General features: G+C 63.7%; 14 protein-coding genes. 6 read left to right on the top strand and 8 right to left on the bottom strand.

Annotated elements, in window-relative coordinates:
- The first annotated feature begins 8 nt into the window (after positions 1 to 8).
- The 4 genes from THITHI_RS0102810 (at position 9) to THITHI_RS0102795 (ending at position 4,944) form a co-directional block, all read left to right on the top strand.
- The gene (locus THITHI_RS0102810; RefSeq protein ID WP_018231555.1) at positions 9 to 1,562 is read left to right on the top strand and encodes a PP2C family protein-serine/threonine phosphatase; all 1,554 of its coding nucleotides are present in this window, start codon (positions 9 to 11) and stop codon (positions 1,560 to 1,562) included.
- Between the two features lie 34 nt (positions 1,563 to 1,596).
- A complete protein-coding gene (locus tag THITHI_RS0102805; protein WP_018231554.1) occupies positions 1,597 to 2,391 on the top strand; it encodes a substrate-binding periplasmic protein in 795 nt (264 codons plus the stop codon).
- Positions 2,392 to 2,609: 218 nt separating this feature from the next.
- Positions 2,610 to 3,386 carry a substrate-binding periplasmic protein gene (locus THITHI_RS0102800; RefSeq protein WP_018231553.1) on the top strand — a complete coding sequence of 259 codons (777 nt, stop codon included), beginning with the start codon at positions 2,610 to 2,612 and terminating at the stop codon, positions 3,384 to 3,386.
- Between the two features lie 292 nt (positions 3,387 to 3,678).
- Positions 3,679 to 4,944, top strand: coding sequence for an MFS transporter (locus tag THITHI_RS0102795; RefSeq protein ID WP_018231552.1), 1,266 nt, complete (start codon positions 3,679 to 3,681; stop codon positions 4,942 to 4,944).
- Positions 4,945 to 5,298: 354 nt separating this feature from the next.
- On the opposite strand, the gene THITHI_RS0102790 is transcribed toward THITHI_RS0102795, so the two are convergent.
- Positions 5,299 to 6,657 carry a DUF4397 domain-containing protein gene (locus tag THITHI_RS0102790; protein WP_018231551.1) on the bottom strand — a complete coding sequence of 453 codons (1,359 nt, stop codon included), beginning with the start codon at positions 6,655 to 6,657 and terminating at the stop codon, positions 5,299 to 5,301.
- Positions 6,658 to 7,044: 387 nt separating this feature from the next.
- On the opposite strand from THITHI_RS0102790, the gene THITHI_RS18345 reads away from it, so the two are divergent.
- Entirely contained in the window at positions 7,045 to 7,968 is a 924-nt protein-coding gene (locus THITHI_RS18345) for a MerR family transcriptional regulator (RefSeq protein ID WP_018231550.1), read from the top strand.
- A 239-nt stretch (positions 7,969 to 8,207) separates the two neighbouring features.
- Complete coding sequence (locus THITHI_RS20065) at positions 8,208 to 8,360, top strand: hypothetical protein (protein ID WP_018231549.1); 153 nt, start codon at positions 8,208 to 8,210, stop codon at positions 8,358 to 8,360.
- 99 nt (positions 8,361 to 8,459) lie between these two features.
- On the opposite strand, the gene THITHI_RS0102775 is transcribed toward THITHI_RS20065, so the two are convergent.
- The 7 genes from THITHI_RS0102775 to THITHI_RS0102745 form a co-directional block, all read right to left on the bottom strand.
- Complete coding sequence (locus tag THITHI_RS0102775) at positions 8,460 to 9,602, bottom strand: sugar-transfer associated ATP-grasp domain-containing protein (protein ID WP_156820455.1); 1,143 nt, start codon at positions 9,600 to 9,602, stop codon at positions 8,460 to 8,462.
- 105 nt (positions 9,603 to 9,707) lie between these two features.
- Positions 9,708 to 10,655 carry a sugar-transfer associated ATP-grasp domain-containing protein gene (locus tag THITHI_RS0102770; protein WP_232199377.1) on the bottom strand — a complete coding sequence of 316 codons (948 nt, stop codon included), beginning with the start codon at positions 10,653 to 10,655 and terminating at the stop codon, positions 9,708 to 9,710.
- 311 nt (positions 10,656 to 10,966) lie between these two features.
- Positions 10,967 to 11,869, bottom strand: coding sequence for a patatin-like phospholipase family protein (locus THITHI_RS0102765; protein ID WP_018231546.1), 903 nt, complete (start codon positions 11,867 to 11,869; stop codon positions 10,967 to 10,969).
- A 74-nt stretch (positions 11,870 to 11,943) separates the two neighbouring features.
- Complete coding sequence (locus tag THITHI_RS20960; protein ID WP_232199376.1) at positions 11,944 to 12,225, bottom strand: DsrE family protein; 282 nt, start codon at positions 12,223 to 12,225, stop codon at positions 11,944 to 11,946.
- Between the two features lie 191 nt (positions 12,226 to 12,416).
- On the bottom strand, positions 12,417 to 12,839 hold the full coding sequence (locus THITHI_RS18335) for a hypothetical protein (protein ID WP_018231544.1): 423 nt from the start codon (positions 12,837 to 12,839) through the stop codon (positions 12,417 to 12,419).
- A 26-nt stretch (positions 12,840 to 12,865) separates the two neighbouring features.
- Positions 12,866 to 13,768: a CbbX protein gene (gene cbbX, locus THITHI_RS0102750; protein WP_018231543.1), complete on the bottom strand. Its 903-nt coding sequence runs from the start codon at positions 13,766 to 13,768 to the stop codon at positions 12,866 to 12,868.
- Between the two features lie 106 nt (positions 13,769 to 13,874).
- Positions 13,875 to 14,309 carry a ribulose bisphosphate carboxylase small subunit gene (locus THITHI_RS0102745; RefSeq protein ID WP_018231542.1) on the bottom strand — a complete coding sequence of 145 codons (435 nt, stop codon included), beginning with the start codon at positions 14,307 to 14,309 and terminating at the stop codon, positions 13,875 to 13,877.
- Positions 14,310 to 14,319: the final 10 nt, after the last annotated feature.

Below are 14,319 nucleotides of genomic sequence, written 5' to 3'. Positions count from 1 at the left end.
GATTCCTTGTGACTCAACCGCGGACGGGCACCGAAAAGGGCGACAGATCCATTCCGTTCACAGCCAGCCTGACCTTCCGTCAGGCTGCCGTCACTTTGCTCATTGTTGCATTCCTCGGGCTGCTGGGCGGTGCCGTGGAGCTCGGCGCCGACTGGCGTTCCATGCGCGGGGAGATCCAGGAGCATACCTGGCGGAGCCTGGAACTGGTGCGCGGCTCCGCCGCCGAGGCCGCCTTCCAGTTCAATGACGATCTCGCGACACAGGTTGTCGACGGCCTGTTCGCCCACCGGGAGATGGAGTCGGTGGTGATCCGCGACAACTTCGGCGGGACCATCGTGCGCCGGGACCGGGAGGACGTCGCGCCCGCCAGCGCCCTGGTCGGGACGCTGTTCGGAGATATCACCGAATACACCACCGAGCTGCACCATGGTCCGGTGGAGGCAGCGGCCCAGCACGTGGGGGCGCTGGAGGTTCGGCTGGCTGCCGGCGAGATCGCGGCGCGCTTCACTGAACGCGGGCTGGTGATCTTTTCGGTGGGACTGGTCAAGGCGCTGGTGATCTCGGCGCTGGTGGTACTGATCTTCTACTTCATGATCACGCGTCCCCTGCTTGGACTTCACACCGCCATCACCCGCATCGATCCGGCCCGGCCCGGGGATTGGCCGCGGCCGCGTTTCCCGCGCCATGAGCGCGATGAACTGGGCCAGATCGTGCAGAGTCTCGACAATCTCATGCAAGCCTTCCAGCAGGGACTGGAGCAGCGCGACCGCGCCCGAGACGAAAACACCCGCCTGGGCGCGGAACTGGACGTCTCCCGACGCATCCAGCAGATCCTGCTTCCTTCGCGCGCCGAACTGGACGCCATCGAGAGCCTGGATATCGCCACGCACATGGAGGCTGCCCACGAAGTGGGGGGGGATTACTACGACATCCTGAGTCATGACGGAGGCGTGCGCATCGGCATCGGCGACGTCACCGGTCACGGCCTGGAGAGCGGCGTGGTCATGCTCATGACCCAGAGCGCAGTGCGCACCCTGCTCACCAGCCGTGAGCAGGACATGGTGCGGGTCATGGACGTGCTCAACACCACCATCTACAACAACGTGCAGCGCATGGGCTGCGGCAAGAACCTGACCCTCGCCCTGCTGGATTACCGGCATGTGAGCGATCCGGATCGTCCCGGCACAACGGGCCACCTGCGCATCAGCGGCCAGCACGAATCCGTGATCATCGCGCGCCGGGACGGACGCATGGAGGTGGTGGACACCGACGACCTCGGTTTCCCCATCGGCCTGGTGGAGGAAATGGCGCATTTCGTTGCGCAGATCGACGTGGACCTGCATCCGGGCGATGTGGTGGTGCTGTACACCGACGGCATCACCGAGGCCGCGGACGAGGACCATCGTCTCTACGGCGACGAACGCTTCAGGGAAATCATCGCGACCCATCGCGATGAATCGGCCGAGGCCATCAAGGATTCCATCATCAACGATGTGAAACGCCACATCGGCACCCAAACCCTGTACGACGACCTGACACTGGTCATTCTCAAGCAGAAATGAGTCTTGACCGTTGACACCCGGGGAGAGAACGATCATGCGCCCAGGCAGTGCCCGCAACTCATACCTGTTCAGCCGATGCATGGCGGGTCTTGCCCTGCTTGTCGCCGGTCTCGTGGCCGCGCATGCCCAGGCCCAGTCCGCACCCCGTGACCTCAACGAGCTGCGCTGGATCACGGAAGAATACGCTCCCTACAACTTCACGCAGGATGGTGTCGTCACCGGGCTCGCCGTGGATATCCTTGTCAGGATGTGGGAGCGTCTGGGCGTGGACAAGACCGCGGCGGACATACAGAGCCTGCCCTGGGCACGGGGCTACCGGATGGCGCTGGATCAGCCGGACACCTGCCTCTTCTCCACCACCGTGACCGACACGCGCCGGGAGCAGTTTCAGTTCATCGAGCCGATCCTCGACGCCAACGTCAGTGTGATCGCCGCCCGCTCACACAACCTCAAGGCAGACAGCGTGCGGGATCTCGAACCCTACAGCATCGGTGTGGTGCGTGAAGATATCGGCGACCAGTTGCTTCAGGAAGGCGGGTTCTCCGGCATTTACGTGCGCACGGATTCGGCCCGTATCCTCATGCGGATGCTCCAGGGCCAGCGCTTTGACGGTGCCGCGTACAACATCCGGGTGGCGGACTGGACGATGCTTCAGGAGGGCATTGATCCGGAACTCTACGAGCCTGTACTCACCCTGCAGGAAGGCCACATGGGCTACGCCTGTCACAGGGACATCGATGCCGCGTTGATTGCGCAACTCCAGGCAGCACTGGACGCGTTGATCGAGGACGGCACGGTGGATGCCATTATCCAGGGCTATCTGCAGTGATCCGGCGCTGACCGGGGAGCCGGGAACGCATGCGCCGGGCCGCTCTCCCGGGTCCGCGTGGCATCGATGCCCATTGCCTGCACCTGCCCCTCGCCGCGAAAACAGTCCCCTTGCCTGCGTCTCCTTGGCATAATCTTTCCGGGAGACCCCATGACGTCCGCAAGGATTTGTCATGGCGGACCAGAAACCCGTTCACCGTCACTTTCGGGGGAAACACCATGCACACAGCACACCGCGCCGCGCCGCGCCTGATCAACCGCTGGCTGGCGGGTCTCGTGCTGATGACAACCGGATTCGCCGCGGGCCAGACCCAGGCCCTGAACGGGCTGCACTGGATCACCGAGGAATTCGCGCCCTACAACTACTCCGAGGATGGCGTCGCCACCGGCATCGCCGTGGACGTCCTGGTGAAGGTCTGGGAACGCTTGGGGGTCGCCCGTACACCCGCCGACATCCAGGTCCTGCCCTGGGCGCGGGGTTATCGCATTGCCCAGGAACAGCCCGGTACCTGCCTGTTCGCTGCCACCGTGACCGACGCGCGCCGGGATCTGTTCGTGTTCGTCGAACCGCTGATCGACTCGAACGTGAGCATTATCGCGGCCAGGGGCCAGGGCCTGAATGTGGACGGCATGGAGGGGCTCACCCCTTACCGGATCGGCGTGGTGCGCGACGACATCGGTGAACAGTCCCTCATGGAGAAAGGCTTCGAGGGAACCGTCGTGCGCACCGATTCGGCCCGCATTCTCATGCGCATGCTCCAGGGGGCGCGCTTCGACGCCATCTCCTACAACCACGTCACCGCCAGTTGGGTTATGGCACAGGAAGGCATCGACGCCAGCCTCTATGAACCCGTGCTCACCCTGCGGGAAGGTCACATGGGCTATGCCTGTCACAGGGACACGGATCCCGCGCTGATTGCCCGGCTGCAGGACGCGCTGGACGCGCTGCTGGCCGACGGCACGGTGGATGCGATCGTTCAACGATATCTGCAGTGAACCCGGGGCCGGTGGACAGGATCCGGACGCAACGGGTGTCGTGGCGGGAACCCCCCTCCCGTGTGTGGCTTCATGCCGTGCACTTCGACGGCACGGCATTGTCTGAACGCGCTTCGGACGGGGCCTGACGCCAAGGTCTCCTTGCGCCCCACGGACGGTCCTCATTTCCCCTTGAACTTGGCATAATCCCCCGCTGTGCCCGGAATCGGGTCCTGCGTTGTGCCGCTCCTCCGCAAATCCGGGGTTCAGGCGCGGGACCCGATCCCGCTGTTTGTTGACCGAGAGCCAGGACATGCAAGGAACCATCCCCGGGAACTGGTATTTCGGCTGGAACATCGTTGCAGCCGCCACCCTCATCACCCTGCTGACCGTAGGGATGCGCATGGGCATCGGCCCGTTCTTCATCCCCATGGCCGAGGATCTGCAGATGAGCCGCAGCATGCTGGCCGGGATCGTGGCCATCGGCATGCTCTGCTATGGGCTGGGCATGCCCATTGCGGGTCATCTGGCGGGTACCCGGGGCACCCGGTTCGTGCTGTTGCTGGGCACGGTGATCGTGGTTGCGTCCATCATCTGGACCGTCACCGCCCGGCATCCCTTCACCTTCTTTCTGGCCTATGGCGTGCTGATGTCGCTGGGATTCTCCTTCACCAGTCCGGTTGCACTCACGCCGGTCATCAGCCGGTGGTTCACCCGCAGACGCGGCATGGCACTTTTCTTTCTGTCCACCGGTGCCATGGTCGGCATCGCCATCCTCACCCCGGCGCTGTCCTGGTTCATTCAGCACGTGGGCTGGCAGAACACCCTGCTCGGTTTCTCCGTGCTGTTCGTGGTACTGGTCGTGCCCATCACCTTTCTGGTCATCCGTGATCAGGCGCCCGAGCATACGGACCTGTTACCGGAACAGGCGCACGGCGAGGGCCGGCCGGCAAGACCGGTCCCGCCGCCGATCGAGGTCTACGACCTCACATGGCGTGAAGCGGTGCGCACGCGACCCTTCTGGCAGGTGGCCATCGGTCTGTTCGCCTGCGGTTACAGCATGAACCTGCTCGGCGCCCACGGTGTGCCCATGCTGGTGGACCACGGCTTCGATCCGATGACCGCCGCCTACGGCATCGGCCTGATCGGACTGGTGGCCATCCCCAGCACCCTGGTGCTTGGCCGTCTCTCGGATATCCTCCAGCGAAAAGACCTGCTCGCCATGATCTATCTCATCCGCGGGCTGGGTTTCTTTGGCCTTCTGCTGGTGGCGGCGGTGTGGGAGTTATACCTGGTGGCGGCCATCGGCGGGATCGTCTGGGCGGGCAGCATCGCGCTGTCCTCGGCCATCCTGGCCGACGTGTACGGGGTCCGCATCGTCGGCCTGCTCTACGGCTGGACATTCCTGGGGCACCAGATCGGCGCCATGATCAGTTCCTGGCTGGGGGGCTGGGGCTACGAAACCTTTGGCACCCACTGGGTCGCCTTCGGTTCGTCCGGCGTCATTCTGATCGTCGCAGCGGCCGTGTGCGCGCGGTTGCCCAAACGCGGCTTCGTCCAGGTCCGGATGGCCACCTGAAATCACTGACGGAAACGATGGGCGTGTCCGGAGCGTATGCACAGATCCTTTCCGGACCGGAACAGTAGAGAACGGGGCAATGAGCAGCCCCTGCCCACCGAATCATGCTCCGGACACCAGCCCTTTCCCCTTCACCAACGGAACAACACCCGCCAACCCGGCCACCACAAGCGACAGTCATCGCGGCGCCCTCGCAAGAATTCGGCCTTGGCCCCGTCGAAGCCCCGGATCCACCGACCGACACCATATCGTGAACCGAAGCCGCGCTGGATCAGCCGGAACCGTCGAGCCCGACACAAGGCCGGGCTCGACAGAATCGGTGGGCGGTGCACCGCCGCGAGGATGACCGGGGGGTTACGGCGCGAAACCGTCGAGCAGGATCAGGCCCAGCGGCCCCCCGCCACCGGCGGCGTCACGGGCGATCGCACCGTAGATGTGTCCGGCCTCAAGCGAAACCGTGACCGGGCCGATCGCGACCGTCTTGTCGCCTGCCGGGGTGACCGAGATCTCGTAGTCGCCCGCGGTCAGCGCCACGTAGCCGGTCTCGGCCTTGAACGGCACATCCGCGAAGGCGGGATCAGCGCCGGCCAGATCGGTCCCCGGGGCGGTGACGTAGATGTCGACGGGGCCGGCCGAGGGCGAGCCGTGCACCAGGCGGACACGGGCTTCCGTGGCAATGGCGCGGCGGTCATCGGTGAGCACCAGCGGTTCAATGGCAGCGAGCGGACCGGCGGCGATCACGGTATAGCTCTGTCCGGCGGCCAGTGACAGATCGGCGTCGATCACGGTGACAGCGGCGACCTGGCCGGTGGGACCCACTTTCACGTTGTAGTCGCCCGGCGCCGGATCGAGATAACCGGTGGCACCGGGGAAAGCGAGACCGGCAACCAACGGACTGGCGAACTGGTTGTTGACCACCACATCCACCGCGGGTGCATCCGGCGAGGCATGCACCACGCGCAGGCTGGCAGGGGTGCCGGTGTCGAGGATCTCGAACGACCCGGTACCATCCAGTCCGACCAGGCTGATCGGGGCGGCACCCGGCCCGGTATTGGATACGGCCGCGAGCAGCAGGTCCGCGCCGTCCGCCAGACTGATCGGCCCCGAGTCGAAGACCACGGGAGCCGCACTGCCTGCCGGCGTCACCAGAATGCGGTACTCCCCGGCCGGAACACTGACCGGACCGAGGATCTCACCCGCGGCAAAACCGCCGAGCGGCGCCAGTCCGAGCGGATCGCCGGTGCCGGGTTCCACCACGTAAACATCCACGTCCGGCGCGTCGGCCGCGGCATGGAGCACCTGGACCCTGGCCTGGCCGGGTTCCACCGGGTCACCGGAAGCGGTCACCACCAGCGGCCCCAGATCCGCCACCGGCCCGAATGCGACCACCGTGGCTGGCGCGTCCGCGCTCACATCCAGCTGCACCGGACCGATGACGGTCGCGGTGGTGCCGCCCGGCAGGCGTGCATCCACCGCGACTTCAATGGCTGCGGTTTCGAGTGCCAGGTAGCCGGAGCCCGTCTTGTACGGCACATCTTCGAGCACGGTGCTGCCGTTGACGCGCACATTGACATTGGGGGCGTCCGGCGAGGCGTGCAGTACCCGCAGCTGCGGGGGAGAAGCATCGGCACGATCACTGGACGAACTGCTGTTGCAGCCGGCCAGCCAGACGGACGCGAGTACGGCGCCGGCAATCCACAAAGGCTTGTTCATCGGGATACTCCTGAGTCGGATTCAGGGCCCGGGGCCGCCGGGGCGGTCCGGGCGGGTGGGGGACGGGACACGGTGAGACCGGAATCCGGGCCACCGCGCGGCGTAATACCGCAACGGCCTTCCGGCGGCCTCTCAAACATCAGCACCTGCGGAACGAACGCCCTGTGGTAAAACAGATACTCGGCCGGTATCCCCTCGGGGATGCCGGCGTTTTCTGCCCGGTTCAAGGCAGGCGTCACCGCTGGTGCCTTCGCCGGGACTGCGAACAACAGCCCGGCCATGACCAGCATGCTCATAGACAGAATAGGAGTTTGTCTTGGGCAACACATGGACATAGTGCTAAACTAGGGTATCCGCTCCATCATGTCAAGTGGTTGTCTAGGACAAATGCAAAACACACCCAACCTGCCCATCGCTTCGGTCGAGCGTGAAACCGGCCTCTCCAAGGACACACTTCGGGTGTGGGAACGCCGTTACGGATTCCCGACACCAGAGCGCGACGCCCGGGGCGAGCGCCTCTATTCCCCGGCACAGGTCCGGCGCCTGGTGCAGATCAAGCGTCTGATGGACCGCGGCCACCGTCCCGGCAAGCTGCTCGCCCTCGACGAAACAGCGTTGCTCGCCCTCGACGGTACGGGCGCGGCCCCCCTTGCCACGCCAGAAACGGCGCAAATCGACAGCTGGCTGCAACTGATCAAGGACCATGACAGCGAGGTCCTGCAGGGGCAGTTTCACCGGGAGATGGCGAGGCGCGGGCTCGCACCGTTTGTCCAGGACATCGTGGCACCGCTCATCACGCGTGTGGGTGACGCATGGTCACGCAACGAGATCGGCGTATTCGAGGAGCACCTGTTCTCCCAACAACTTGAACAGCTGTTCCGTGCCACCCTTGCCAGAATGGGACCGCACAGGGGCAGTCCGCGGGTCCTGCTCACCACGCTGTCGGGCGAGGAACACACGCTGGGCTTGCTCATGGTCGAGGCGCTGCTGACGATGGAGAACGCCTACCCGGTCCTGCTCGGCCCGCAGACACCGATCGACGAGATCGTGCGTGCCGCGCGAGCCAAGCAGATCGATGCCGTGTGCCTGTCATTCAGCACCGCGTACGCACCGGCACTCGCCGCACAGGGTATGCGCGACCTGCGTCGGGCCCTGCCCGTACAACAGGCGCTGTGGGCCGGCGGTCACGGCATCAAGCCGATCCGCAAGCCAATCAAGGGGGTGTGCCTGTTGCCGGAATTCAGGGATCTCTACGACTGCCTGGCCGGGTGGCGGAGCGAGCATGCGGCCGGTGACGCGAAGCAAGGATGACGATCAGTGCAGGAAAGGACGCAGGAATTGCGTATGGGCAGGAATGACCATCGCGGCTTTGTCCCGCCACCAGGCGGGAGCGGATGATGCGCATCAGACCGGGCAGGAGGCCGGATCGCTGATCGCGGGCAGGGTTTTCTCTTCCCCGGATCCATCACCGATATCGACAACGTCCCGCATCGTCACATATTGTCGGCCTGCTCTACGGCTGGACATTCCTGGGGCACCAGATCGGCGCCATGATCAGTTCCTGGCTGGGGGGTTGGGGCTATGAGACCTTCGGTACCCACTGGGTCGCCTTCGGCTCGTCCGGCGTCATTCTGATCGTCGCAGCGGCCGTGTGCGCGCGGTTGCCCAAACGCGGCTTCGTACAGGTCCGGATGACCACCTGAGATCATTGCCGGAAACGATGGGCCTGTCCGAGCCGGGAGCACAGTACCTTTCCGTTCCTTCATCTCGAATCTGTCCCGGATGCCTCGAAGGAATCGGGATCAACGAAGAATGGTGCTTAACAGCTCAGTCCTGGGAGCGCTGCGGCAGAAATCGATCACCTCCTGCGTAAACTCCCCGAACAGCGGTCCGTGGTGAAACTGCAGATTATCGAGACCGATGAAGCGCGTATTGGCCTCGAGCAGGAGGATCTCCCCATCCTCACGCACCGCGAAGTCCAGACCAAGAACCCGCTGGTGGATAAAACGTTCTGCTACTTCAACCGCCTGTTTTCTCAGTTCATCCATAAACGGAAAGGGTTCGATCGCTCCAAGGGCCATGCCGTTCACCGCATCGTAGCGGGTCCCGTTCTCATCGGTGCAAAAGGGGTTGTAGTGCCCCGACGGTCGGACGCCGATCCGCAGCCCCTGGTCGACCAGGTGGCCCGCCACGCCGACCTTCTGGAGTACATGCAGGGGAATGACCGTGTCATCATCGACCGACCGATATGTATACACGCGCAGGCTGTTGACCGACGAGTCATTGAAGCGGGCCGTACAGGCGTGTTGCCGGATACATTCCTGCACGAGAAAATCCCGCCGGTAATCGCGCGCGAGGGTCGCCAATGTCACCACGCAGCCCGTAGCGTCATGCAGCATCCCATCCCGGAACCACAGCTTGCGGATCCACTGTCCCTGCCGGGTGTCGATCGCAGGTTTCACCAGCACCGTGCCCGTGTCGGCATCGATCAGCCCCTCGGGCAGAAAAGACGCCTGCAACGCATCCTCCGGAATCCTCCGGTAGGAGCGATCGTAGTAGCTCCCCTCGATATGGCGAATGAAATCCCGGGGCTTGCGGAGATCTCCGTGACAGAGGTCGTACCCATTCTTGTCGCCGAATGCGAGCGAGAATCGCGCATTGTTCAGGACCGGCTCCACAAGCACGTAGTAGACGTCCAGCGGAATGAAACGTATGTCGCCCCGGCCGAACACATGGCCGTAAATGCGATACCAAACGGGGTCAACGCGCCTTGCCACCGGGGACCAGACAGCCTCGTGCTCGGCCATGCCGCTGCGGTCTGGTGCGTGAGCCTGGAGTCCCAGACGGCGGGCGAGACGATGACCCCTCCGGTTGAAGGCCCGGCGCATGCGGATCTCACGCAGCCGGAACAGCCAGTGAACTGCTTGCGCCGTTATACGGCTCATTGCACCTCCGACAGGAGCCGGGCACGGATTCGAACCCCGGGCTTAATGGACGCCGAGAACCGGCGCAGGTCTCTGTCACCGGGCCCACCTTTCGGCAAAGCCCTGTCAGCCAAAAATGCCACGCAGATCCCCAGATGATGGCGCCTGCAATCGTGGATCGTCTACATCCCACAAGGGCCCCATGTAGGGCTCGTTCATCCAGTAGTAGGGTAGCCTCGCGTTCCACTCCAGCAAGCGGGGACTGCCGTCGGGCCCAATGAATACATCCCACCCCACGATTCCCGCGTAGGGAAAACGATGATGCGCAGCTACGCACATCTTCCGTGCCTGCGCCACTTGCGGCACCACGATGCTGCGATAAGGATATCCCGTGTTCGGGTGATGATGCTCGAACTCGATGCCCAGATCACTGACCGCGCCGGTCACCGCACGGCCCTCGGCGTCCAGGTACAGGAAGCGCCCTCCTTTCGCGGTGTTGTCCACCCGCGACCCGTTGATCCCGAACCGCATGAACTGGAACAGGACCCTGACTTCCGAGCGGCCATCGATGGCGGTCAGGATTCTAAGGGTATTGACCGAGTCCGGGTAGATCGCTGCAAGGTTGTCATGTTGTTGCACCACCGGCTGGACTACCCAGTTGCCCCTGCCCAGATAGCGCTCGGGAACCAGTTCCCGAGCATGCACGAAATCGATGTCATCGCCACCGGACCCTCCGTCGCGCTTGATTACGACCTCTCCCTCCTGGGCCTTGAGGATTTCCCGGGCCTGCTCGATGCCGATGCGCCTGTAGTCCGCATCGTACACACACTGACCGACGAAGATCAGGACCGGCCGAACGCACAGGTCTCCGAGCAGGCGGTAGTCCAAAGTCTTGTAGAGGCTTACATGGGCAATGTCGACCGGGTTTGCGCGTGGGAACAGCCGGTGCACCAGCAGTTCGATGGGAATCCAGCCCCGGACGAACTCCCCCCGCACTTCCGTGTACACGGCCAACCATGGCCAGAACGATGCACTGCCAAAGGCCGACCGGCAGTAGTTCCGTATACTTCTCATTACGCCCGCATCCACCCGCGAGAAACCCCGTTGCGCGACGATCTGCTTCCGTATCCGGTGGGCCCGCTGTCTTGATCTGACGCATCGGTAATGAAAGACCGAGTCGGCCAGGAGCCGTTTCGCCCGATCCTTGTGGGAGGTGGTCAGCATGGCTGGGACAGGTCGGACAGGGGGGGCGGGGCGGCGGTCCAGACGCACGGGCCGCCTGCAGGCGGCTCGCGGGACAGGCGGTGTCGGTCCATGGGCCCGACGGCCCCGCCCTGATCCCGTTCATTCAGAGAAATCTCGTTCATTCCTGTCCGTCGCACGCGTCAGCTATCCCGCAACACACGCTCCGCCCGTTCGTAACCCAGTTCGATCATTTCCCGGGCGCGATGGAAATCGAACAGGCCGCAGGCATTCATCGGGATCTCTATCAGATATTCCGGGTTGTAGGCGGCCATACGGAAGCGTGCAATGCTGTTCTGCATGGCCTCGATGGAGCGGGATACCACATCAAACATGTCTACCGAGGGCTCCGGGCCCTCCTTCATACCGAGCTTTTCCTGCACGCCGTCGATGAAATCAGCGATCGCTTTCTGATAGCTCTCTGGGGGCGTTGCCTCACCAGTCAGTCTGTCGGCAGACTGTCCGACCCCTTCCTCCTCGCGCCCGCTCGATGTCACCGCAATGCAGATATCCGTACCGTCGCGCAATGTCGGGGCCACGGGGATCGGGTTGATCACGCCACCGTCGACCAGCACGCGGCCGTCGTTATTGACCGGGGTGAATATCGTGGGAATGGCGATGGAGGCGCGGATTGCGTCGAAAAGCGATCCCTGGTTAAGCCAAACCTCCCTGCCCCGTTCCAGATCGGTGGCCACTGCGGTGAAGGAAACGGGCAGATCCTCGATATCGATATCGCCCAGCATGTCACGCAACTTCTGCATGAGCCGGTCCCCACTGAACAAGCCGGACCGGCTGTAGGCGAAATCCAGCAGGCGGAATACATCCCGCTTGGTCAGGGCAGTGACCCATTCCTCGTAGATATCCAGTTTGCCCGCCGCGTAGATACCGCCCACCAGGGCGCCCATGGAAGAGCCCGCTATGGACTTGATCCGGAGATCCCGGTTTTCCTCCAGCCAGTGGAGTACCCCGATCTGTGCCAGCCCGCGCGCGCCGCCGCTGCCCAGTGCAAGAGATAGGTGTTTTTGTCTCTGGTGGGCTGGCGCCATGCGTATCCGGGTTCCTGGCCGTCGGGCCTGCAATTGGGGCGCGGGTCATCAGCGAGCCCGGCGGTCCGGGTCCATCACTGCATGTACGCAAACCCCTGTTTCTGCAATTCTACGATCTCGGCGTCCGCCATGGGCACCACGTTCACGAACCCGTGAAAATCCGACGCCTCGAACCCGCGCATCCGGGCCGCAGCCCCGCACAACCGGTATTCCACGATGTCCCCCACGGACAGGCTATGTGCCCGGATCATGAGCTCCCTGTTCTCAGTGTAATGCACCACGGCGAAATGCGGTATGGCATCGCCGTGTATGACCACCTCGATCTTGTGATCGAAGGGATCGGCGTCATTGGGCATGCTCAGGAATCTGGTCCGGTCCAGCGCGCTCTCCACCGCCTCCGCGCCGCCGAAAAGGGCAAGTACGACCTTCTGTTCGGCGTACTCCGCAGTTGTGTCACCACCACGACCTGGCCGCCCAGTGCCCGCGAGGCATTGCGCACGGATACGGCACGGCGACGAGATCACCCGGCGTTACCGGGGGCAAGCGCTCACTGCGGTGCCTCGTCCGCGTCGTCGGGGCTGCGGATGGCGGAGACGGGTGCGCTGCGGGGTTCCCTTGCCCTTCGATGCCGGTCCACGGCCTGTGCCAGTGCCTCCAGCACGTTACCCATCAGCAGACCCGCCTGGATGTGGTAGAGGTAGAGGTCGCATTCCACCGGGGCGTCGAGCGACGCACTCCGGCGGGTACTGAAGTTGCGCCATGCCAGCACCGGCAGGCCGTTGTTGCACTCATCCAGGCACAGCCACTGGCCGTCGTCGAGGACGCAGACCAGGCAGTGGAACCGCTCCAGGCGGATCTCCCAGGGCAGGCGTTCACGGAGCAGACCGAGGCGAATGCGATTGTAGTCCTCCGCCGCGATGGATTTGCGCATGACGCGAAGGGGCGTGTAGTGCTCGCCGTCTGTTGCCATGACCGCCCTCCCCCGCGCCCGGTCCGTCAGGTTTCCGAGAACACCCGGCTCGCGAGAATGTCCTCTGCCTCAATGGTCATCAGGTCCACCTTGCGCAATCCGCCGCTGCGGGCAAACAACCGGTTCGCCTGACGCAGGCGGCAGCGATCCAGTGCGTTGCGGATCGACCGGGCATTGGCAAACTGGGGCTGCTCCATGCGCCGGACGATGTACTCCGCGAAGGCCTTCTCCGCGTCCGGGCTGAGTCGGTAGTTCTGCTGGGCGAGCATCAGTTTGGCGATGGCCAGCAGCTCGTCCGGCTGGTAGTCGGGAAAATCCACGTGGTGGGCGATGCGCGAACGCATGCCCGGATTGCTATGAAAAAAGCGATCCATCTTGTCCTTGTAGCCCGCCAGGATCACCACCAGGTCATCCCGGTTGTTCTCCATCACCTGAAGCAGGATCTCGATGGACTCCTGTCCGTAGTCGCGCTCGTTTTCGGGCTTGTAGAGGTAGTACGCCTCGTCGATGAACAGCACGCCGCCCATGGCCTTCTTGATGATCTCCTTCGTCTTGGGTGCCGTGTGCCCGATGTACTGGCCCACGAGGTCGTCGCGGGTAACCGGCACCATGTGGCCCTCCCGAACATACTCCAGCTTGTGCAGGATATCGGCCATGCGCAGGGCCACGGTGGTCTTCCCCGTGCCGGGGTTCCCGGTGAAGCACATGTGCAGCGTGGGCGTATCGGCTGTCAGAGCCATCTTCTTGCGCATGCGCTCGACCAGCAGCAATGCGGCGATCTCTCGAATGCGGGTCTTGACCGGCTTGAGTCCGATCAGCTCACGGTCCAGCTTCTCCAGCACCTCGTGTATGTGCGAGGCGTCATACTCCGCCTTCAGGTCGACGCGCGTATCATCGGGCGGTGGTGGCGTCTCGTTGGGTTCGCTCATGGTTCGGTGTGCCTGTTTTTTGTGCGACAGCGGTTCGTGTCTTGGTACGGATCAGCGGGAAGGTCGGCGGGCCGGGGATCAGGGTACCCGGCCCGCCGGCACCTGCTTAGTAGCGCCCGCCCTCGGACTTGTCGGTGGCGTAGGAGTGGACCGTGTAGCGAATGGTGCGCCCCGGCCCTTCCTGACGGACCACGCCGAATCCGGGTTCGTCCCTGGGTCGATTCACGATGAAGGACATGCGCGGCGTCTCCCAGCCCCTCGAGGAATCGAATGCCGTGACCCGAACATAGTGATTGGGAAAGGTCTTGCGGCAGTTATTGATCTCCATGAGGATACCGGCCGGATCCTTCAGATCGAACATGGGCATGCCGAACATCTCCCAGTAGGTATTGCGCGGATGCGGATCGTCCGTGTACTCCACGCTTACCGCCCAGCCGTTGTTGAGGGCGTACTTGATCTGAGCGGTGATCTGCTCGTCCGTCAGATCGGGCAGAAAGGAAAACTGTCCCTGGGTAACGCGATTTCCGTGGTTTGTCATCATGGTGGTGTCT

This window comes from Thioalkalivibrio thiocyanodenitrificans ARhD 1 (assembly GCF_000378965.1).
GTDB classification, from domain to species: Bacteria; Pseudomonadota; Gammaproteobacteria; order Ectothiorhodospirales; family Ectothiorhodospiraceae; genus Thioalkalivibrio_A; species Thioalkalivibrio_A thiocyanodenitrificans.
This window is presented reverse-complemented; position numbering and strand designations above follow the sequence as displayed.